This window comes from Pedobacter yonginensis (assembly GCF_003173595.1).
GTDB lineage: Bacteria > Bacteroidota > Bacteroidia > Sphingobacteriales > Sphingobacteriaceae > Pedobacter > Pedobacter yonginense.
This window is the reverse complement of sequence record NZ_QGNZ01000003.1, coordinates 714418-736982: the sequence shown is the minus strand read 5'-3', so window position 1 is coordinate 736982 and position 22565 is coordinate 714418. Positions and strand designations below refer to the sequence as shown.

Sequence of the window (22565 nt, the reverse complement as noted above, 5' to 3'; positions counted from 1 at the left end):
AAGTTGTAGAATGATGGAATAACGTTTTAACATTAGAACATTATAATTAACTTTGGAAAAACTAATTTTAAAACACATGAATTTTCCATCAGAATTAAAATATACCAAAGACCACGAATGGGTTAAGGTTGAAGGTAACGAGGCTTATATTGGGATTACAGATTTTGCACAACGCGAATTGGGCGATATCGTTTATGTTGACATCAACAGCGTTGGCTCTGAGGTTGCTTCAGAAGAAGTATTTGGTACAGTAGAAGCGGTTAAAACAGTTTCTGATTTGTTCATGCCTGTAGCTGGAACTGTTTTAGAGGTTAATGCCGAGTTAAACGATAACCCAGAGTTGGTAAACTCTGATCCTTATGGTAAAGGTTGGATGGTTAAAATTTCATTATCAGATGCTGCTGCGGTAGATGCTTTACTTTCTGCTGATGCATATCAAGCCCTAGTTGGCGCTTAATCTATAATATTCGTGTTCAAAGCATTAAAACATCAAAAATGGGCCATTTTTTGGACTGCAATAATTTTAGTGCTTTGCAACATGAGAATGCCCGAAGCCCAAGGCGGAGGATTCTTCTTCGAAGGTTTCGATAAAATGACCCATATGGGTTTCTTTTTTGTACTCTCTGTTTTACTGTTCTACGGCAAGATAAACTACCAACACAGCTTTGGATTTAGAACACTAACCATATTTAAAATACTCTTAATCAATGTGGCAATCGGCGGAGGCATAGAATTGTTACAATGGAAAGTATTCACCTATCGTTCTGCAGAGTGGTGGGATTTTGGTTGCGATATGTTGGGTGCCTGTATGGCCGTTTTCAGCTATGTTTTGTTGCATAAAATGAATTATAATGAAAAAAAGAGCTAGTTTAATTTGTATAATAGTCGCTTTAAGCTTCACTGGTTGCAGTATCTTCAAAAAAAACTGCAATTGCCCAAAGGTTTATTACAAAACCTATCCAAGCCCGCACAAATAACATTTAAATCTGCCCTTTTTATTGCTTTTTATCCACGTGTTATTGGCTGTACCTAAAATGTTACCAAGCTTTTAACACATCTTAACAAACCTTTGAACTTTCTCGTAGTCTGATAGCTTAGTTTTGTAATTATCAATCTAAATTTTTTTAATGAAAAGGAACGTTCAAAGGGCAATACTAATTGTTCTTATATTTTGTGGGTATATTGCACAAGCCCAAAACACAGGTTCAGTAAGTGGAAAAGTGATTAATGCTAAGGATAAAAAGCCAGTAGATTTTGCTACAATAGCAATCAAAAGTTTAAAAGATAGCAGCGTTGTTGCATCAGGTCAATCAAATCCAGATGGTACATTTTCTTTCAAGAATATTCCCGCAGGAAAATACAGAGTTTATGCAGCTTTTTTGGGTTTAAAAACAGCAACCAAAGATATTGATGTGGCAAAGGCTGCTGTAAATACCGGAGATATTGCAATGGGCGATGATGGCGTAGATTTGAATACCGTAAACGTTACGGCAGCCATTCCAATCGTGGTTAAGAAAGATACCATTGAGTTTGATGCAAAGTCTATCAAAGTAAGAGAGAATGCCGTAGTTGAAGATTTATTGAAAAAAGTACCAGGAGTAGAGGTAGCCAAAGACGGAAGTATTAAAGCCCAAGGTGAAACCATAACGAAAGTTAAGGTGGATGGTAAAGAATTCTTCGGGAACGATCCATTATTGGCAACGAAAAATTTACCTGCTGATATGGTCGATAAAATTCAGGTGATTGATGAACTTTCTGAACAGGCGCAATTTACCGGTATTGATGATGGAACGAGAAATAAAATCTTAAACATTACAACCAAAAGCGGCATGAAACATGGCTATTTTGGAAACAGTACGGTGGGTTATGGCTCCAATGATCGTTACGATGCAAATTTGAATGTTAATAAATTTGATGAAGATCAGCAACTGAGTTTTGTTGGGCAGTTTAATAATGTAAACAAACAAAACTTCGGCGGTGGCGGCGGTTTGGGTAATGGTTTTGGCGGCGGCGGTGGTCGCGGTGGTTTTGGCGGCGGAACGAGCTCAGGTGGCGGAATTACCACAACAAACGCGGCAGGTTTAAACTTTGCCGATGTGTATAAAGATGGAACTCAATTTCAAGCCAGTTATTTCTTTAATAATGCAGCTGTAATAAACAGTCAAACCTCTACTATTCAGAATCTTTTAGGAAATAATACCACAAACATTAACCAAGTTTTAAACAGCACCACCAATAAAAACAACCATCGTTTCAATTTCATAGTCGATACGAAGATAGACCCATCACTATCTATTAAAATTCAACCGAATGTAACCTATACCGAAAACGATGGAAACAGCATCACTCAGTACAACCGTGATTATGTAAGCTCCCTAACAAACGGTACCCAAAGGAATAATACTAACTCTTCTACCCCAACGATAAGCAATAACTTACTGGTTAGAAAAACCTTTAAACGCCGTGGCAGAACTTTATCGCTAAACGTAAGCACGAACATTAACGATAATGATGGTTCTAACTTTAATTATATTGAGGATAACAATACCATTAATGGCGTCACTACTAAGAAAATTACCGATCAATTAAACAATACCAATAGCCAGGCGGTAAACAATACTACTAGGGTTGTTTACACCGAGCCATTAAATAAAACCTTAAGCGTAGAGTTTAACTACCAAAATGGATATTCTAACAACGATTCTCAACGCGATGTGTTTAACTATAACCCAGCTACTTTGAGTTATGATTTGGTAGATAACACCTACTCAAATATTTACAACAACCGCACCCTAACCAATGCAGCTGGAATTAGCTTCACCAAAACAGAAAAGAAATACAACTGGAATATTGGAGTAGCCGCACAGCAAACCAACAGGGTAAATACAAATTTAAGTACGGGGGTAAAGTTTTCTCAAAACTTCATCAATATTACGCCATCGGCACAGTTTAGATATAACTTCAGCAACAGCAAAAGATTGTTCATCAACTATCGTGGATCAACTAATCAACCATCTATAGAACAAATTCAGCCTGTTCCGGATAACACAAACAGTCAAGCCGTTTTTATTGGTAATCCGAACTTGAGACCATCTTTTACCAACTCATTAAGAATTAATTTTAACAACTTTAACATTGCAAGCGGTCGTTTCTTCTTTGTACGCGCCAACTTAACACAAACCATAAATAGTATTGCCAATAGCGTAGCTTTGATTACGGACCCAGCCAGTACAAATTTTGGAAGGCAATCCAGCAGTTATGTAAATGTTGATGGAGTTTTTGCAGCAGATGCAAATGCCAATTTATCACTTCCATTGGTTGCTGAACGCAAATTAACCCTAAATATTTCTGGTGGTGGAAATTACAACCGAAACGTCAATTTGATTACCGGATTAAAAAACGTGACCAATAGCTATACCATTTCCAACGGTTACAAGCTGGTAACCAACGTAGATAAATTTGATTTAACAGGCGGAATAACCGGAAGTTACACACACTCAACTTTCTCGGCACAACCCACATCAAATACTCAATTTTATACCGTTAACCCAAGTTTTGATGTAAGTTATGTGCTTCCAGGAAAAATTAGATTGGCAATGGACATTGATTATTTTAGAAACTTTGGTGGAGGTGATTTATACAATCAAGAATACACCATTCTAAACCCTTATGTTAGTCGTCAATTCTTCAATAACCGCGGTACATTTAAATTCTCTGTAAATGATGCATTAAATCAAAACACAGGTGTTAGCCGAACCGCTACAGGTACATCCATTACCGATTTAAATTACAACGTTTTAAAACGCTACTATATGTTATCATTCACGTATTCGTTAACCCGAATTGGCGGCAGAACCATGAGTGGCGACATGCAGATGCCTGGACAAGGTGGCGGTCAACGCATAAGAATGTAAGATCTTGTTTTTAATTTTTTACTAAGGCTCGTGTTTTACGAGCCTTTTTTTTGAAGTCTATTTTAATTGTCTTGTTGACATTTTATGTATTTCAATTGTTACCTTAATCAAATAAACCTTTGCTACTTAATAACGTCTTAAAAGCACAAATCACATCCCTGCCGAATGAATAAATTTTTTACGCTCTTTCTCCTGTTGATTTCATCAATTGCATACGCTCAAAAAACAGGTACAGTTGCGGGTAGAATCATCCAAACGAAAGATAAGGCCCCTATTGATTATGCATCAATTGCAGTAAAAAGCTTAAAAGATTCTAGTGTAATTGGTGTCAGCACAACTGCAACTGATGGAAAATTTGCTTTCAAAAATCTTCAACCAGGTAATTATAGATTGTACGCTGCTTTTTTGGGTCTAAAAAATTCGACTAAAGATTTCACCATCTCAGCAGATAAAACGGATGTCAATCTTGGCGATATCGTTTTAGAAGGCAATGCGATTGACCTTCAAACGGTGGATATTAAAGCCGAAATTCCGCCCATTGTTGTTAAAAAAGATACCTTAGAGTTTAATGCAAGTTCATTCAAAGTGGTTGAAAATGCTGTTGTGGAAGATTTGCTAAAGAAATTACCAGGCGTTGAGGTGGATAAGGCCGGAACGGTTAAAGCGCAAGGCGAAACCATTACAAAAGTTAAGGTAGATGGAAAGGAATTTTTTGGAAACGACCCTTTGTTGGCTACGAAAAATCTTCCGGCAGATATGATTGATAAAATTCAGATTATCGATGAGCTTTCAGATCAAGCACAATTTACGGGGATAGACGATGGTACGAGAACCAAAATCATCAATATCACCACAAAAAAGGATAAAAAGAATGGTTATTTCGGAAATTCGACAATTGGCTATGGATCAGATCATCGATATGACGTAAATGCAAATGTGAATCACTTCGATCAAGATCAAAAATTAAGTGTAATTGCACAGTTTAATAATGTAAATAAGCAAAACTTTGGCGGTGGTTTAGGAGGCGGCAACGGCGGAAACAATGGGGGCAGAGGGGGTATTACTGAAACCAATGCTGGCGGTTTCAATTATGCTGACACATATAAGGATGAGACTGAAATCAACATGAGTTATTTCTTCAACAAATCAGATAACCTGATTTTAAGAAATAGCGTAACACAGAATTTATTGGGCGATACCAAAACAATTTTCAACAATCAGCAAATCAATAATGCCGATCGATTGAATCATCGTTTGAATTTCATGGTCGATACTAAAATTGATTCACTCACCTCCCTGCGCATCCAGCCAAACTTGAGTTATACCGATAATGAAAGCATAAACAACAGCATTTATACCAGAGATTACAATCTTTACAGAATTAACGGAACGCAAACTTTAACCAACCACAACACAGCACCATCCATCAGCAATAACATTCTTTTACGGAAAAAATTTAGGCGACGAGGCAGAACGCTCTCTTTAAACCTAAACACCAATATCAATAATAATGATTCCGATAATTACAATATAAATCCTGAAACCCGAGTTGAAGGAGGTGTATCTACTGCAAGACTAACCAATCAGTTTAACGATCAGGCAAGCGAATCATTAAATCAAAGCACCAGACTGGTTTACACCGAGCCTTTATCTAAAATTTACAATCTGGAATTTAATTACCAAAATGGATATAATCACAACACGTCTGATAGATTTACATACAATTATAACCCGGCAACATTACAGTACGATTTGCTCGATCAAACCTTTAGCAATGCTTACGAAAATACCATTTTGACCAATAATTTAGGTTTTAGCTTTAATGCCAACGCTCAAAAGTACAATTGGAATGTTGGCATGGGGGTGCAAAATACAGATCGAACCAATAACAACATTTCTCGCGGTTTCGTGCTTAAACAAAACGTATTCAATTACACGCCTTCTGCAATGTTTCGGTATACTTTTAGCAATAGCAAGCGTTTGGTATTTAATTATCGTGGCAGTACCAACCAACCTACTATACAACAGCTACAACCTATTCCAAATAATACCAACACACAAAGCATACCCATTGGTAACCCAGATTTAAAGCCTGAGTTTAACAATAACATCAGAATTGCCTACAACACTTTTACGGTGGGTAAAAACCGCTCTTTGTTCATCAACCTAAACTTAACACAAACCACAAACCGAATTGCCAACAGCAGTAGCCTCATAGAAAGTGGAGTGAATCAAGGTAAATTGGCCGTGTTGCCTGTTAACGTAAATGGAGTGTATTCTGGCTCAATAAGTTCTGCATTAAGTTTGCCATTAATGCCCGAAAATAAACTTAACTTTCACATTAACATTGCCAGCAGTTACGATAGAGACGTTAACTTTACCAATTCTTTAAGAAATGTAACCAACAGCTGGTCCATCGGTAATGGCTATCGCTTAGTTTCAAATCTGGATAGACTAGATTTAACAGCAGGCGTAAATGGGTCCGTTAACAGAGCAACCTATTCGGTACAACCAAATTCGAATACACGTTATTATACGTTCAGCCCAAATGTTAGCGTAAGCTATTTATTTCCTGGGGAAATCAGATGGTCTATCGATGCAGACTATAATCAAAATACAGGAAGAGGAGAAGGTTTCGATACTCACTTCACGCTCATCAACTCCTACATCAGCAAACAGTTTTTTAAAAACAGGGGAACATTTAAAGCTGCGGTAAATGATGTTTTAAACGAAAATCAAGGTGTTAGCCGTACAGCAAACAACAACACCATTCAAGATGTTAGCTTTAACGTTCTAAAACGTTATTTCATGTTTTCATTCACCTATTCCCTAAATAGGATGGGTGGTAAAAATAGAATTCAAGGCGGCGAAGGGAGAGGCAGAAATAGTGAGGGTAGAAGTGGAGGTGGTTTTGGCGGCGGCGGTAGAAGAAATTAATCATTAAACAGTCAAACAAAACTTTTTTGATTAGAACTTCCGTTCATCTTATTTGGAATAAATCTAAAGAAAGGGTAACTTGCGCCAAATTAAAGAGCAGAGCCCAAAATTAGAATAGGTTATTTTATTTTTTAGGTTCTCATCTGACAATTAAAATAGAATAACAGATGAAACTTTCACATTTAAAAGTCGGCGAAACAGGAACAATCATAGCTTTTACAGATTTAGAAATGTCTGTAAAGTTAATGGAAATGGGCTGTTTACCGGGTGAGACTGTAGAAGTAGAGCGCTTTGCTCCATTTGGCGATCCAATGGCCATTCGTGTTGCAGGTTATCAGCTTTGTTTGCGTAAAAGCGAGGCCGAGGTTATTATCATACAATAGAGAGGCTGGCTTTGGATATTAAAATTGCATTAGTTGGTAATCCCAATACCGGTAAATCTACACTGTTTAACCGCTTAACTGGTTTAAATCAGAAAATTGGAAATTTTCCTGGCATCACCGTAGATAAAAAAACAGGATTCACCAAACTATCCGACGGGAAAGAAGTAGAAATTATCGATTTACCCGGCACATACAGCTTATATCCAAAAAGTAAAGATGAGAGCATCGTATTTCAGGTATTGGCCGATCGAGAAAATAGCAGTTATCCAGATGTAATCATTCTTATTGTTGATGCTTCCAACTTAAAGCGAAATATGCTTCTGTTTTCTCAGGTAGCAGATTTGGGCATTCCAATGGTATTGGCTTTAAACATGACCGATCTGTCTGATAAACAAGGCATTTATATTCATGTAAATAAACTTGCCGAAAGGTTAGGCGTGCAGGTTATCCCAATATCGGCAAGAAACAATATTGGTATAGATAAATTAAAACAAGCCGTAGCCAATACCAATAAAATAGCCACCCAAGTAGGTGCTGTTGATGTGAACTTCTTGGCACCAGAGGCCATTAAGGAGCTGAAAGAAAAAATCAATTCTGAAAACGATTACTATACGCTTCAAGTTTTACATCAACACGAGCATTTAACTTTCTTTAGCGAGCAAGATCAATCAGAAATAGAGCAAATAGAGCAAAAGCACCATTTTGAATCGGCTAAAGTTCAGGCTGCCGAAACCATTGCCAGATATAAACACCTCAGCACCATCTTAGCCGACGTGGTTATCGACAAAGGCACCGCGCAAAAATTTTCTTTCAGCGATCGTTTAGATGCCATTCTTACACACAAAGTTTGGGGCTTCGCTATTTTTCTACTCATCCTTTTTGTCATTTTCAATGCCATTTTTGCCTGGTCTTCCTATCCAATGGAGTGGATAGAAGGCACTTTCGGCTGGATTACCACAATGGGGCATCAATACCTGCCATCAGGCATGTTGAGTGATTTGATTTTGGATGGCGTGGTAGCAGGCTTAGGCGGTATCTTCGTATTTATCCCTCAAATCGCCATACTCTTTGCCTTTATTTCCATTCTTGAAGATACGGGGTACATGTCTAGAGTTACTTTTATGATGGATAAAATCATGAGTAAAGTGGGTTTAAATGGTAAATCAGTAGTACCCATGATTGGCGGTTTGGCCTGTGCAGTTCCCTCAATCATGGCCGCAAGAAACATCGAAAATTGGAAAGATCGAATGATTACCATCATGGTAACGCCCTTAATCAGTTGCTCTGCCCGTTTGCCCGTTTACATCCTGCTAATTTCCATTATTATTCCTTCAAAAACCATTTTTGGAATTATCAGTTTACAAGGCTTAGCCCTAATGGTAATGTATTTGGTAAGTTTTGTAGCCGCAATTATAGTGGCATGGGTTATGAAAATCATCATCAAAACCAAAGAGAAATCTTACTTCATCATGGAATTGCCCATTTATCGCATGCCACGATGGAAAAACGTGCTCTTTACCATGTACGAAAAATCAAAAACCTTTGTTTTTGAAGCGGGTAAAGTAATCATAGCCATTTCTATCATTCTGTGGGTTTTAGCCTCATTCGGACCTGGAAATCGTTTCGAAAATATCGATCAAAAATATGCTTCCGCTTTAGCCGATACCAGCAAAAACACCGATCACATTAAAACCCTGGTGGCTACAGAGAAGTTAGAAAACTCTTACGTGGGTATTTTAGGCCATTTTATCGAGCCAGCCATTCGCCCGTTGGGTTACGACTGGAAAATTGGCATTGGCTTAATTACCTCTTTTGCCGCTCGCGAAGCATTTGTAGGCACTATGGCAACCATTTACAGTGTAGATGGAGGCGATGCAGATAGTGCAACCATAAGGCAACGTATGGAGGCATCAGTAAACAGCAAAAATGGTTTGCCCGTTTATACATTCGCTACAGGCATATCGCTTATGCTATTTTACGCCTTTGCCATGCAGTGTATGAGTACAGTTGCCATTGTGTATCGCGAAACCAAAGGATGGAAATGGCCCGCAATCCAATTGGGCTACATGACAGCAATGGCTTATGTTGCAGCATTAATAGCCTATCAATTGCTAAAATAAGCTGTAAATACTTCTTCGCTAAGCGCTAATTTTTTGAAGCGCAACTGCAGTAATAAAATTAATGCATAGTCCCGCTTTCCGTTTTACTGCGCCGTCAGCCAGAATGGCTTTGGCTCCGTGCACACTCCAATCAGGGCTAATGGGCAATAACAGCAAAAATATCCGCGGCAAATACCCGCCGCAAAACCATAAAGTTGGGCAGTAATGGTTATTTAATTCTTCCTTTTAACCCAGTTCAATCTGCCGCTTAATGCTTTCTTCCAACGAAATTAAAGTTTCTGTACGTTGTATTCCATTAACTGCCTGGATTTCCTCATTCAACACATGGCGCAAATGATTGGTATCTCTGCAAATAATCTTTGCAAACATACTGTACGCTCCAGTGGTATAATGTAACTCTACAACCTCTTTTATTTTGCTAAGCTGTGCCACAGCATCTTTATATTGGATTCCCTTTTCCAAGTAAATCCCTAAGAAAGCACAAATATCGTAACCCGCCTTTTGTGGGTCGATAATTAAATGCGAACCTTTTATAATGCCCATTTCATGTAGCTTTTTCATCCTAACATGGATGGTACCGCCAGAAACAATTAAATCTTTAGCAATTTCAGTATAAGGTTTTGTGGCATCCTGCATCAACTGTTTTAATATATCGATATCTAGGTTGTCAATTTCTAAATTGGAATTGTCTTTTTTAAGCATATTTTTGAATTATGACAAGCAAATTTACAATAATTTATCAATATTATAAAAATAAAATTAAATGTTTAAAATATTTGCAAGGTATTGGATGTTCCTTTACATTTGTATCAAGCAATTAACAAAAAAGGGAACGTTCTTTAACAATTGCCAAACATACTGTAGGGTGGTGAAACAGGCAGACACACCTCCTTGTCTCGGTGGCGGAGAATATGGAAAATACTGAGTAATCAGTACTAACTACTCCTTGAAGGTTCGACTCCTTCCCCTACAGCTTCTTTAGTCATGAGTCAGAATTAAACAATCCGTTTACAGGATATAGGCTCAAGGCGACGGAAATTACAATGTTGGGTGGTGAAACTGGCAGACACGCCTCCTTGTCTCGGTGGTGGGGAATAATGGGACAAACGCAGTTTATTGGGTTGACCACAATTAATTTTTTGAACTGTAGCTAACTACCCCTTGAAGGTTCGACTCCTTCCCCAACAGCATTTTTTATGAATAATAAGTTAGTTAATTGAGCAATCCCGGATGGGTTGCTCTTTTTCTTTTAAGGACTTTCTTTCATTTCATCAATAACAATCCGAATACAATTCCAAATCTTTCCATAAATTAAGTTCAACCCTAAAATAATTGATTATATTACCCTGTTCATAAAGTAGAAATATATTGAATAAAGAAGTTAATGAAGAAGAAAGTTCTGCTAAAAGATATTGCTAATCAGCTCAATATGTCCATTACAACCGTATCATTTGTAATAAATGGTAAGGCTAAAGAGAACAATATAAGTGATGCCTCTATCAAAAGAGTTTTGGATCTCGTTGCAGAACTGGATTATCAGCCCAACTCGCTCGCACAAAGTTTACGTACTGGCAAAACAAAAATTATTGGATTTTTGGTTGACGATATTTCCGAGCCATTTTTTTCAGGTATTGCCCGTCTAATCGATGAAAAAGCCTCCGAAAAAGGCTATAAGATATTATTTAGCAGTTCACGAAACAGCACGCAAAAAGCCATTGAATTATTGCAGATTTTTAGAGATCGACATGTTGACGGCTACATTATGGCCTTGCCCGAAGGGTTGGAAGACGAGATTAAGAAATTGGTACAAACAAACGCTCCAGTCGTACTTTTCGATCGTTATGTACCAGATTTGAAAACTGATTATGTTATAATCGATAATCAAGGCAGTACCGAAAAGGCAACTCAGCATTTAATCGATAATGGCTACAAAAATATTGCTTTTGTAACGATCGAGACGGAGCAACAGCAGATGATCGATCGCCTTTCTGGATACGAACTTGCCATTAGCAAGAATAATCTACAGATGCTTACCCTAAAAATTCCTTATCAAAACTCTTCAGATTCTATTCAGAAAGTAACAGATTTCCTATCTAAAGAAAAGCAATGTGACGCCATAATATTTGCCGCCAACTACATTTGCATGGATGGTTTAAGAGCATTTAGACAAATGGGCCTCCAAATTTTTGATGATTTGGCCGTAGTTTCTTTTGATGATTTTGAATTGTTAGAGTTTTGCGACCCGCCAGTCACAGCCATTGCCCAACCTTTAGAAGCCATTGCCGAGAACATTATGAAGATTCTGCTTTCGAGGTTGAACGCATCTACGAAAACCACTGTTAACAGGCAAATTGTATTGCCCGCAGTATTAAATGTAAGGGGTTCGAGTGAAAGGAAAAACAGATTATAGTATTGATATATTAAAAGTGCAGATGAGTGTGGGCTTCCTTTAATTTTTTAGAATGCCTTGAAATTTCTATTATTTCTTCGAGTGCAACACAATACAATTCTGCAATTCTAGCCAGCTGGGAAACAGAGAAATCCACCTCATTATTTTCCCATTTGCGGTAAGCAACCCTGCTAATTCCAACATAATTTGCAACATATTGTTGCGTATATCCATTCTTATCTCTAAGTTTTCTCAAAGTAATCCCTATATCTAACATCGTGAAGAGCGCTAATTTTAGTGTGTTTTTAGCTTCAAATATGTATCATTAATCACTAAATAATGATAACTAGGGATTGTCAAAAATAACTTTTAAAGTTGGTTTTTTTGTAGAAAAAATATTATGATAATACGTAATTTATTAAAAGCAACATTCTTTACATGTATTGCTTGCATCGCTTTGGGGAGCTGTAAAAAAGACTCCAAACCCTCCCTGTCAGAGGAGGTAAAAACTTATGAGAAATTACCAGATAATATCTCGCCTGAAGAGTTCAAAGTAGTCAAGCAGTATTACTCCAAAATTATTGGTGTAGATACAGGTAGAATCATTTTCAATGTTAGTGATAAAACTTTCTCTATACCGCAAACTCAAATTAAAGATGAGTATCAACAAATTAAATTGAGTTATGAAACCTATACTAAATACCATAAAGAATAAAACCTATGAAAAAATTAGTAATATTCATGTTGGCATTTACTTTAACTAAAGTTTCCTTAGCCAGTGTATCGTTTACAATAGCTCCGACTAGACCTTTTGATGCTGGATTAAATAGCATTGTTTTAAATACGCAAACCGAAACCAAGGTTGACTTCACTCTGCAAATGACAAGAGGAGTTAACAGTAATGGTACTTACGAGAGCGTATACGCTGTGATTTATTTCATTTATGATGTTGCGGGTAAACAAATGCAAATAGCAAAAAGGGAGATTAATAGCGAAAGTTTCAATAATTCCACAATTAATTCAAGTTTAGTCTTAACCTATCCAAAGTATGAGCCGAATGCGAAGATTATGGTTAAAGTAGATTACGGTAATGATAAAGGAAAGCAAATATCTTCTACCAACACGGTTCCTTATATTCCACCTACGATTACATTAACGGAAGGAACATTAATTCAACAGAACGATAAGGTTTACATCGTTATGGATGGGCTTCTGAGGCATATCTTATCTCCCGTTACAATGAATAAGATATTTATTAACAACCCACCTATAATTCGGCCTACACAGCCTTATTCCAATAAAATTGGTTCAGAAATTGTAGCAACAGCGAGATTAGTTTCTACACCATTTGACGGCAAAGTCTATTTTGAGGAAACCATTTGGTCTTTATCTCTAAAAAATGGTTATAAGGAAATTAAACGATTAAGGCATATAATTAGCCCCGAAGTCGCTAATATGTATAGTTTTAAATTAAGTAACTTACCAACCATCCCGAATACTCAAGGATATGAGATTGGTGAAAAAATGATCTTGAAGTCAGTAGTTGAGGGATCTCTTGTAAGATCCAATGATGGAAAACTTTATACAGTTATTGGAGGTGTTGCTAGGCATATTGAGAAATATGAGACCTATACCTCAATTTTTAATGTCAACGCATCAATCATTAATACTGGCTATATGGATGCAATACCTTTTCCGGTGGGTGCAAGTTTACGCTTAGGTTCGAGATTGGTAAATGATGTGACAACTGGGAGAGTGTATTTACAAGATGGTAATGTTTTGATGTATGTAAGTAATATGGATGTCGTAAATAAATACAGTTTCGACTTGTCAAAGGTTCAGAACATAAATGGTACAGCTGGCTATGTTCTTGGAAATACATTACTTTAGTTAAGTTAGATTCTATCCAATTAATATTAAGTTAATAATAAGGAAGGCAGAATTTAAGAACCAAATCCCTTGTCAACTACATCTTGGCTGACAAGGGGTTTTTAAAAAAACACATATGATGGATTTAGAATATAATGTTCAATTCAAATCTACTGCCCAACAATCCACTTGATTCTTTCGATTTTATTAATTAAATAAACTAGAAGATAACTAACCAAATAGGTAAATAAAAATCTTCCATACTGAATTAAAACTAAATCGAAAGAAGATTTTCCATCTGGTGTGATGTGAAGTGGCCTAAAAATAAGTGGTAAAATCTGTGCAATTATAATATAATGAATTAGATGAACGCCGTAGGTTGAACTTCTAGGATTTAACTTATTTATCCATTTTATGTTTCCTACCTTATACAATAATAAAAATGAAGTAAGGGAGTAGACTATATTGGTGATTTTAAGCGTATTGTACGGATCTACAGTAGATCCAGAATTCATTATCGATAAACTTTCCCAACAAGAGAAGAAAAAAGTTAAAGCCACAAATATGATTAATGGAAGCATCCGTATCCTTTTTATCCAACTATCAAACTGACTATAATTCTTGTGCATGATAACACCTAGCCACAAATAGAATACAAAACCTAAAATTGCGGTTGTGTGCCTTGTAGGAATCCATTCAAAATATAGGTTTATAGAATAAAACACTGAGCAAGCAAACAGAAAGACACCCAGCCAGTATTTGTAGAGAAATTTCCTGAAAACTAGTAAAATCGAAATACTGCCCAGAAAGTTTAAAATGAACCAAAAGCTAGTTTCGACAATAATGTATTTTATTTTTTCCCAGAAAAAAGAAAATGGATTTTCAAAAGCTGGAACATCACCACCCTTGAAATATATTACAGCAAAATCTGCATAAATAAGAACAAGAAAAACCACAATCCAAAACAGCCATGGTTTAAAAGTTCCATCAAATCTGCGCTTTAAATATGTCAGTGAACTTGTGGTGTGTATTTTGTCTCCAATTAAAAAACCAGCAAGTATATAAAATGTGATGGTGCCAAATTTGAAGAATACCATCGTAATGGTTTGAATAATTTGTTCACTTTGAGTTTGAAAATAAACAAATGATGGCCATAAATAACTGTGTTCTATAACAATTGTTATTATGGCTATGAATCTAAGCGAATCTATGAAGTCATAGTTCACCTTTTGTTTTTGGATGGTTTCAGACATATTTCTTGCAATGATAGCAACTTGACTTCATAAATTGGATTAGGTTTTGGGTAATTGGAGCATAAATCATTGTTTTGGTTTAATTTGGGAGGTTTTATAAATAGAATTGTTACTTTCGATATGATGAATAATTTAAACTTGCCATTAGTATCTATCGTAGTTTGTACCTATAATGCCGGCCCCTACCTCAATCGCCAGCTGGATACGCTAGTTAATCAATCATATAAGAACCTTGAAATTATTGTAGTTGATGATTTTTCGACAGATGCTACTTTGGAGGTTCTGGATGGGTATAGAGATTATCCTTTCTTTAAAATATACACCAATGAAACCAATATTGGATTTAACAAAAATTTTGAAAGGGGAATTTCTTTCGCTAAGGGTGATTTTATTGCAATCTGCGATCAAGACGATATCTGGGCTTTAGATAAAATTGAATTACTTGTTCGTAACATCGGAGAAAATCACCTGATTTTTTCGAACTCTGAGCTGATAGATTCAAATGATATACCCATCGGAAAAGAACTTCTCCCTCAATCATTTAATATTGAAGGTTTTGGTTTCAAATCAATTCTGCTCAGAAATTTCGTTACTGGCCATACTTGCCTTTTTTCTAAAGGCTTTGCCTCATTTATCATTCCATTACCAGAATCAGGCTATTATGATTGGTTTATTGGATTTAGGGCTCTTTATTATAAAAAGATAAAATTTTTGAATCTCAATTTAACAAGCTATCGTGTGCATAAGGATTCCGTGATACAAAAAAGCCTCGTTGGTCCAACGAGTGCAAGGAATAATTTAGCATGGATTAATTATAAATCTACTTTAACTGAATTAAGGTGTTTCAAAGAAATATTAGCACTAAAGCAAAGTGACAAACTCTTCATCGAAAAGCTGGTAAATATGTATGAAACGATTTGTGCGAAATCATTACTTAGATGGATATTATTTATTTATATTAATTATAACGACCTGTTTCCATTTGATAAAAAAAGGAAATTATTGAGTAAAACTAGAATGTTAAAAGCAAAGATTTTTGTTCAGGAGGTATTAAATGTCAAAAAATCTATGGCTAAATCACAATTTTTGTGAAAAATTTCATATTTCCGAAATAGCAGCTAATTTGTTTTATTTTTGAGACAATGATATCTATTATTATAGCTTCCTTAAGCGAGCAACTGTTGTTTCATGTTAAACAAAATATTAAACAAACCATCGGAGTTGAATGCGAGATTATTGCATTTGACAATTCAGATGGATCAAAAGGCTTATGTGAGATTTACAATCTAGGGGTTCAAAAATCGAAGTTTGATTTGCTGTGTTTTATGCACGAAGACGTTGATATAAAAACAGAGAATTGGGGAGATATTGTTAATCGCGCTTTTAAGCAGAATCCAAAATTAGGATTACTAGGTATAGCAGGTACAACTTATAAGGCGTTGAGCCCATCTGGCTGGCATTGTAATGCTACCGATGTTGAAAGGACAAACATTATCCAAACTTTTAAATTTGCAGAAAAGGAAAAAATACATCACCTTAAAAACCCTTTAAACGAGGTATTTTCAAATGTTGCTTGCGTTGACGGCGTTTGGTTCTGTACGAAAAAGGATATCGCAAATCGGTTTCCGTTCGACGAGAAAACTTTTAAGCATTTTCATGGATATGATCTTGATTTTTCCATGCAAGTATATCAGAATTATGATATAAATGTAAGATTTGACATATTACTTCATCATTTTTCTGAAGGGAAGTTTGACAGAAAATGGATTGAGGAAATATTAAAGTTTCACAACAAATGGGATAAAAGTCTGCCAATTAACATTCGTGGCTTTGATAAGGAAGAACAATTGAGTGTTGAGAAGAGAACATTTAAGGATTTTATTCGTAAAGCCTTGACTTATGGAATTCCAAAATTGATCCTGTTTAAAACAATTTGGAAAACGCAGGGCATAAAAAAAATAAGCTTCCTACTCCTTTTAAAGTTAACTACTTACCTCAGTTTAAATCGTAAAAGTTAACTATCGTTTCTAAAGGGAGGATTTATAGAAAAGGCAATTTTGCGGGCGTAATTTATCTTGCTTAATAAACCTTTTGGTTTACTAATGATGTGAAATAGAAGATCATAATAGGTAATGATAAATAAAAACAATTCAACCCTACTTTTACCTTTTTGGATATTCGAAAACAAGGTAAAGGCCTTGTTTATCAATATAGGTTCTTTATTTGCCACGAAAAGACTACATTTTTCTAACCAATTAAGATTTACGGCAATCCTATTTTCTGACGATATATCCAAACTTTTAACCTTAATGTTAAGGTTATCCGTTATGCTACTTTCATGTTGGCGATAATGAACCAAAATTTGATTTAGGTACTTTACACTTCCAATGTTGAAAGCTACGTAGGCAAGCCACCAATCATGATAAAATCTTTTGTCAAAAGGTAGTAGGTAAGGCAATAGTTTTTTTGAAAACATTGTGGCATGACCTGAAATGCAATTGGACAAGATTAAGGGAAGGGCACTACTGCCTTCATACATATTGTATCGGGTAAACATACTTTCTTCTCCAATCCGCTGATCGCTTTCATCTATAAAGTCAGAGTCGTGGTAAATCAAAGCATGATTATCAATGTTCTTGTATAATTGCTCTACTTTATTTTTTTCCCATATATCATCTTGATCGCTTAAGCATAGATATTCCCCCGTACATGATTCTATTGCTTTTTCGAAATTTTTACTGAAACCCAAATTCCGTTCGTTTTGAAGAAATTTAATTATGTGGTATTCTTGTGCATACTCATTAATGATGGCTGCTGTGTTATCTGTAGAACAATCATCTATTATGATGACTTCTATATTTTTATAAGTTTGTTGCAGGATGCTCTCAAGCTGCTGCCTCAGAAACTTCTCACCATTATATGTACATAGGGCAATTGAAACGAGAGGAAAGTTTTTATGCATAAACTAATTATGATTTTGGAACATACCTTTTCTTATGCAGAAAAACCTTATAATATTGTCGCACAAAAAACTTTACGGGTTGCAAGTTATAAAACCATGAGGTAAACCAGTTTCCAGAAATGTATAGGCGTGTTATGGTAGTCGCCATGAATCTTCCCCTCAACGCGTGATTGTACTTCTTTTTAAAATTACTTCTTGATTCGTAAAAACTTTTATCGGCATTGCCATCGCTTTTATGAATAATGTTAAAATCGATAACATAGGCTGTAAAGCCTAAAATATCTGCTAATAAGCACAAATCCGTACCATACATGTGAAAACCCGATAAATCGTTAGATAAACTCAAGTTCGCACTATTTTTAGCAATTATAAAATTTTCATCAACGGTTTTAGTCAACAAAGGCAAACGCTTTTCTTTTATAACATTGCCCGATCCCTGGGTTAAGTTTGTGGCAATCCATTTAAAATTTACGCCACCTGCATTAGCCAAAATACCCCAGTTTTTGTCTTTTTTGTCTATATCCGCAATTTGAGCCAAAAGATGGTTCCTATCATGATCGTGGATGACGATATCTTGATGGCAAAGAATAATGTACTTTCCTTTGGCTTGTAACAAAAACTGATTTAAACCCTTATACGCATCAAAGGTGCAAGCTGAGCTATTATCTATATGAAGATACTCGCAGGTTTTTTGATCAAAGCCTTTATTCAAGAAGGATTGAAGCATTTCTTCATACTCTTCTTTTCTGGTTACAAGTGTGCAGATAGAAAATTCGAAAGGATATTCTTGCTCGATAATCGATTTGGATATGTTCAAAACCTCACCCATATTTAATCGTTAAAAGCTTGCATGTCGATTAATCTTCGGTAAAGGCCGTTTTTGGCCAACAACTCTGAATGGCTACCCGTTTCCACAACTTCGCCTTTATCAATCACTATAATTTGGTCAGCATGTTGTATTGTGCTTAACCGATGAGCAATAACAATAGACGTTCTGTTTTTCATCAAGTTATTTAAAGCTTCTTGCACCAATTTCTCTGATTCGGTATCCAGCGCTGATGTTGCTTCATCTAAAAGCATAATTGGTGGATTAGCCAAAATTGCTCTGGCAATACAAACGCGTTGTCGCTGACCGCCAGAAAGGCGATTTCCACGATCGCCAACAAAGGTTTGATAACCGTTTTCTGTATTCAGGATAAATTCGTGGGCATTTGCAATTTTTGCTGCTGCAATTACCTCCGCTTCGGTAGCGTGTGGTTTGGCGAAAGCAATGTTGTTAAAAATAGAATCGTTAAAAAGGAAAGACTCCTGGTTAACCGTTCCCATTTGCGAACGGATGCTTTCTACGGTCAAATCTTTATAATCTATTCCATCAATTTTTATTGAACCAGATTTGGGGTCGTGGAAGCGGGGAATTAAATCCATCAATGTACTTTTTCCTCCTCCAGATGGACCAACCAAAGCGATTGTTTTTCCTTTAGGTATGTTAATATTGATGCTTTTTAAGACTTGCTTTTCTCCGTAGTTGAAAGATACATGATTTAGTGTTAAATCGGTAGTAAAGCCAGCTAAAACCCTAGCATTTGGTTTGTTTACGAGTTGCGGTTCGGTATCAATTAATTCTAAAACACGTTCGCCAGCGGCAATGCCAGAATGTATTCCACTAAAGGAATCAGTAAGTGCTTTTGCAGGACGCATTACTTGAGAGAAAATAGCAATGTAGGCAATAAAATCTGCCGCTGCCAAGGCATTGCTTTCTTTATTAATAATAAGTGAGCCACCGTACCAAACTATTGCAGCCACCATCAATACGCCCAAAAATTCTGAAACCGGAGAGCCCAATTGCTGGCGTCTGGTCATTTTCCGGGTTAAATTCGAATAGAAAATGTTTTCTTGGTTAAACTTGTCTTTAACCCGCTCTGTAGAATTAAAGGCTTTGATGATTTTTATCCCACTTAAAGATTCATCAAGGAAACCAATCATTTTCGCAAATGATTCATGAGATTCCTTAGCTTGTTGTTTCAAACGCTTCACAATTTTGCTAATTATGAACGCAGAAAAAGGAATTACAAGTAGAGAAAATAGGGTAAGTTTTGCAGAAATGTTAAATAAAAGAATGATGTACACAATTAGTGTTACTGGTTCTTTAAAAACCACTTGCAAGGTGTTGGTTACTGTAAATTGTACAACCTGGACATCTGAAGCAACTTTTGAAATAATATCTCCCTTGCGCTCATTATTAAAATAGCCAACATGCAAATTCATTACATTGTTAAATACCGTTTTGCGTAAATTTAAGAGTGTATGTACGCGCAAATCTTCCATGTATCTTTGAGAGAAGTATTTGAACAGGTTGGAAAGTAATACAGATGTAATAATGACAATGCAAACGTAGCCTAAAGTTTTACCAGGGCCAACTGTGCTAATAGATTCATTTACAAACTGCCTAAACTGGCCAAGGATGTTAAATGATGATACGGCTTTATCTGTTAACGAATCAGTTTTTGATCCTTTATTCAACAATGTTTCGAATAGCGGCGATAACAACGCAAGATTTAAAGTGCCAAATAAAATGGATAGGAGCGTTGCGATAACATAAGGTATCGCAAATTTTTCTATTGGTTTGGCAAAGGATAATAAACGAAAGTAAATCTTCATTTTATGTAGTAGAGTATGTAAAAACGGATCTTGCGTTTAGAAGCCGGTCCATTAAAAAATCTTATTAAAACTTGGCAAATGTACGGTTTTCAAATAAACCTAATCTCTTTTCAAAAGCCAACCAATTTAAAATTACAATCGTTTAATTTTCTTCGTTTCTAAAGATTCATTTATCAGAGCGATAACATCAGAAATATTTAGATTAGAGTTGTACTTCTTTTTCAAATCAGCAAACCTTTTCCGGCTTGACAAGATGGCTTCCTCATGTGCATGGTAATCTTTATAACTATCCAACACCCATAACTTGCTTGTTATTATTTTTGGCAACAGCTCGCTAAAAATCTGCTGAAAGGGCCATAGTATTCTCCTTATGCCCTGTAAATGGATGCCTTGTAAAATATATCGGTTTCTGTAGTAAATTTTTTTGATGAAGCTTGATTTAATTTGCGTTTTGGTACTGCCGCTTACCTGGTGGAAGCAATAGGATTGATGCTCATAGTAGCATTTCCAGCCCAATTGCCAAGCTCTTAAGCTTAAGTCAAAATCTTCGGATGAAAATGGGGAATAAATCTCATCAAATCCCAGGAGTTGTTTAAGTTTATTTGCATCCACCAGTGCATTTGCTCCCGATAAATAGGCGGTGTAAACATTCTCATCAGTAGGGTCTTCGCTGTAGTAAAATTTGTTGGCCTTTATTCTACAACCGCTATAATACAAAAGTCGGGCAGCATCTTCAATTCTACTTTCATCAAAACTCATAATACGCCCCATTACGCCAAAGGTGTCTGGTCTGGCGAAATATTTCCATTGATGTTCAAAATAATCAGGTGTTAACTTCACATCCGAGTTTAAAAGCAATATAAGTTCATGCTCTGCTTCTCTAATGCCATGATTACAGGTATAAGAAAAACCCCTATTTTTATCATTCATGAGCAGCCTAACATTTGGATAGTTTAATATAACAAACTGGATGCTACCATCATTTGAGCGATCATCAACCACAATCACTTCGAAAGTTGTTTGGGCATTTTCGGCTGCGGTGAGAACAGATGGCAGGTATTTTTCTAGTAAATGCTTGCCATTGTAATTTGGTATGATGATAGAAACGCTTTTTTGCATCTACTTTACGATTTTATAGTTACGATATTCAAATAAACGCATGCCTGTCAAATCTTCAATTTTTTGGAGCAAGCGCCTTCTAAAATTCATTTTAGGTGTTTGTTTTGTTAAATCTTGCTCAAATTTCCAATTGGCAGATGCAATTCTTGGGCGCATCACTTTTGGGTGAGTTCCCTTAAAATGTACTAGTCGATCGGCATTGTGCATATCGAAGGTGTTCTGAAGAGGAAAATTTTCTTCAATCCATTCCTCCGTTTGGTAATACTGATTAAAATTCCGAACCTTTCCTTGCAAGCCCTTGGGTGGTTTTACCCAGCCATAATGATAAATATAAGCATCAATTAACTTCACTCGAAGCTTCCTATCATTAATTCTAAATCCCTGTGCATCTCTATAGGAATGAACGCCAGCTAAGTTTTTTATAATCCGGACTTCTCTCCTGTACCATCTTCTCGATTCTGCTAAATAATCGTAAGAGACATAAAAATGTTTATATTTTAATAAGAGCGCCTCAACATTCTGGTTATTTAGCTCCAGTTCCATTTCCTTTCTGATCAATGAAAGATAATCTTCGTGGACGGCTTCATCACCTTGTATATAAATCATCCAATCGGTATCGTGCGGAATTAAGGCCAATGCCTTATTCGTTTCTTCGGCAAAAACACGTCCACCATCTCTTAAACTTTCATCCCAAACGGTGTTGATGATTTTGATTTTCTTAGGATCAATGCTTTTCACCAACTCTGCGGTCTGATCAGTAGAATTACCCAAGGCAATAACAAAATCATCACAAAGTGGTAAAACAGAAAGTATGGCTTCTTTAACAGGATAATCGTTTGCAATCGCGTTTCTGATAAAGGTAAATCCGGTAACTTTCATATGTAAATAGATTGCTTGAGGCTAAACAATACCTCCTTACAATTGCGATTAAAAATAAATATGTTTATTTGTACAAAGATAG

General features: G+C 36.1%; 19 protein-coding genes. 11 read left to right on the top strand and 8 right to left on the bottom strand.

Translation table 11 applies throughout. From position 1 onward, the window contains the following. Positions 1–76 precede the first annotated feature (76 nt). The 6 genes from gcvH (at position 77) to feoB (ending at position 9354) form a co-directional block, all read left to right on the top strand. Complete coding sequence (gene gcvH, locus DHW03_RS14805) at positions 77–457, top strand: glycine cleavage system protein GcvH (RefSeq protein ID WP_109926589.1); 381 nt, start codon at positions 77–79, stop codon at positions 455–457. A gap of 12 nt (positions 458–469) precedes the next feature. Further along, complete coding sequence (locus tag DHW03_RS14800; protein ID WP_109926588.1) at positions 470–868, top strand: VanZ family protein; 399 nt, start codon at positions 470–472, stop codon at positions 866–868. Between the two features lie 259 nt (positions 869–1127). Continuing rightward, entirely contained in the window at positions 1128–3914 is a 2787-nt protein-coding gene (locus DHW03_RS14795) for an outer membrane beta-barrel family protein (protein WP_109926587.1), read from the top strand. Positions 3915–4079: 165 nt separating this feature from the next. Next, on the top strand, positions 4080–6851 hold the full coding sequence (locus DHW03_RS14790) for a TonB-dependent receptor (RefSeq protein WP_109926586.1): 2772 nt from the start codon (positions 4080–4082) through the stop codon (positions 6849–6851). Positions 6852–7018: 167 nt separating this feature from the next. Further along, positions 7019–7234, top strand: a complete 216-nt coding sequence (locus DHW03_RS14785; RefSeq protein WP_109926585.1) for a FeoA family protein — start codon at positions 7019–7021, stop codon at positions 7232–7234. A gap of 5 nt (positions 7235–7239) precedes the next feature. Further along, positions 7240–9354 carry a ferrous iron transport protein B gene (gene feoB / locus DHW03_RS14780; RefSeq protein WP_165825430.1) on the top strand — a complete coding sequence of 705 codons (2115 nt, stop codon included), beginning with the start codon at positions 7240–7242 and terminating at the stop codon, positions 9352–9354. Between the two features lie 225 nt (positions 9355–9579). Here the strand turns inward: feoB and DHW03_RS14775 are convergent, their stop codons facing one another. Beyond that, entirely contained in the window at positions 9580–10056 is a 477-nt protein-coding gene (locus DHW03_RS14775; RefSeq protein ID WP_029287690.1) for an Lrp/AsnC ligand binding domain-containing protein, read from the bottom strand. 682 nt (positions 10057–10738) lie between these two features. Between DHW03_RS14775 and DHW03_RS14770 the strand changes: the two genes are divergently transcribed. Further along, positions 10739–11764, top strand: coding sequence for a LacI family DNA-binding transcriptional regulator (locus DHW03_RS14770; RefSeq protein ID WP_109926583.1), 1026 nt, complete (start codon positions 10739–10741; stop codon positions 11762–11764). Positions 11765–11774: 10 nt separating this feature from the next. On the opposite strand, the gene DHW03_RS14765 is transcribed toward DHW03_RS14770, so the two are convergent. After that, positions 11775–12020, bottom strand: coding sequence for a helix-turn-helix domain-containing protein (locus DHW03_RS14765; protein ID WP_109926582.1), 246 nt, complete (start codon positions 12018–12020; stop codon positions 11775–11777). 123 nt (positions 12021–12143) lie between these two features. Here DHW03_RS14765 and DHW03_RS14760 point away from each other — a divergent pair, with 123 nt between their 5' ends. Further along, the gene (locus DHW03_RS14760; protein WP_109926581.1) at positions 12144–12458 is read left to right on the top strand and encodes a hypothetical protein; all 315 of its coding nucleotides are present in this window, start codon (positions 12144–12146) and stop codon (positions 12456–12458) included. Between the two features lie 5 nt (positions 12459–12463). Further along, positions 12464–13633 carry a hypothetical protein gene (locus tag DHW03_RS14755; RefSeq protein ID WP_109926580.1) on the top strand — a complete coding sequence of 390 codons (1170 nt, stop codon included), beginning with the start codon at positions 12464–12466 and terminating at the stop codon, positions 13631–13633. A 149-nt stretch (positions 13634–13782) separates the two neighbouring features. On the opposite strand, the gene DHW03_RS14750 is transcribed toward DHW03_RS14755, so the two are convergent. Then, positions 13783–14865 carry an acyltransferase family protein gene (locus DHW03_RS14750; RefSeq protein ID WP_109926579.1) on the bottom strand — a complete coding sequence of 361 codons (1083 nt, stop codon included), beginning with the start codon at positions 14863–14865 and terminating at the stop codon, positions 13783–13785. Between the two features lie 120 nt (positions 14866–14985). Between DHW03_RS14750 and DHW03_RS14745 the strand changes: the two genes are divergently transcribed. Together DHW03_RS14745 and DHW03_RS14740 are read left to right on the top strand one after the other, a co-directional pair. Next, complete coding sequence (locus DHW03_RS14745) at positions 14986–15957, top strand: glycosyltransferase (RefSeq protein ID WP_133248531.1); 972 nt, start codon at positions 14986–14988, stop codon at positions 15955–15957. A gap of 50 nt (positions 15958–16007) precedes the next feature. Continuing rightward, on the top strand, positions 16008–16883 hold the full coding sequence (locus DHW03_RS14740) for a glycosyltransferase (RefSeq protein WP_109926577.1): 876 nt from the start codon (positions 16008–16010) through the stop codon (positions 16881–16883). Here DHW03_RS14740 and DHW03_RS14735 read toward each other — a convergent pair. The 5 genes from DHW03_RS14735 to DHW03_RS14715 all read right to left on the bottom strand — a co-directional run bounded on the left by DHW03_RS14735 (position 16880) and on the right by DHW03_RS14715 (position 22483). Next, the gene (locus DHW03_RS14735; RefSeq protein ID WP_109926576.1) at positions 16880–17827 is read right to left on the bottom strand and encodes a glycosyltransferase family 2 protein; all 948 of its coding nucleotides are present in this window, start codon (positions 17825–17827) and stop codon (positions 16880–16882) included. The genes DHW03_RS14740 and DHW03_RS14735 overlap by 4 nt on opposite strands. A 7-nt stretch (positions 17828–17834) precedes the next feature. Then, positions 17835–18656: a hypothetical protein gene (locus DHW03_RS14730; RefSeq protein ID WP_109926575.1), complete on the bottom strand. Its 822-nt coding sequence runs from the start codon at positions 18654–18656 to the stop codon at positions 17835–17837. A 2-nt stretch (positions 18657–18658) separates the two neighbouring features. Further along, positions 18659–20485 carry an ABC transporter ATP-binding protein gene (locus DHW03_RS14725; protein ID WP_109926574.1) on the bottom strand — a complete coding sequence of 609 codons (1827 nt, stop codon included), beginning with the start codon at positions 20483–20485 and terminating at the stop codon, positions 18659–18661. A 132-nt stretch (positions 20486–20617) separates the two neighbouring features. After that, complete coding sequence (locus DHW03_RS14720; protein ID WP_109926573.1) at positions 20618–21604, bottom strand: glycosyltransferase family 2 protein; 987 nt, start codon at positions 21602–21604, stop codon at positions 20618–20620. Beyond that, positions 21605–22483, bottom strand: a complete 879-nt coding sequence (locus DHW03_RS14715; RefSeq protein WP_109926572.1) for a glycosyltransferase family protein — start codon at positions 22481–22483, stop codon at positions 21605–21607. It lies immediately after the preceding gene. Positions 22484–22565: the final 82 nt, after the last annotated feature.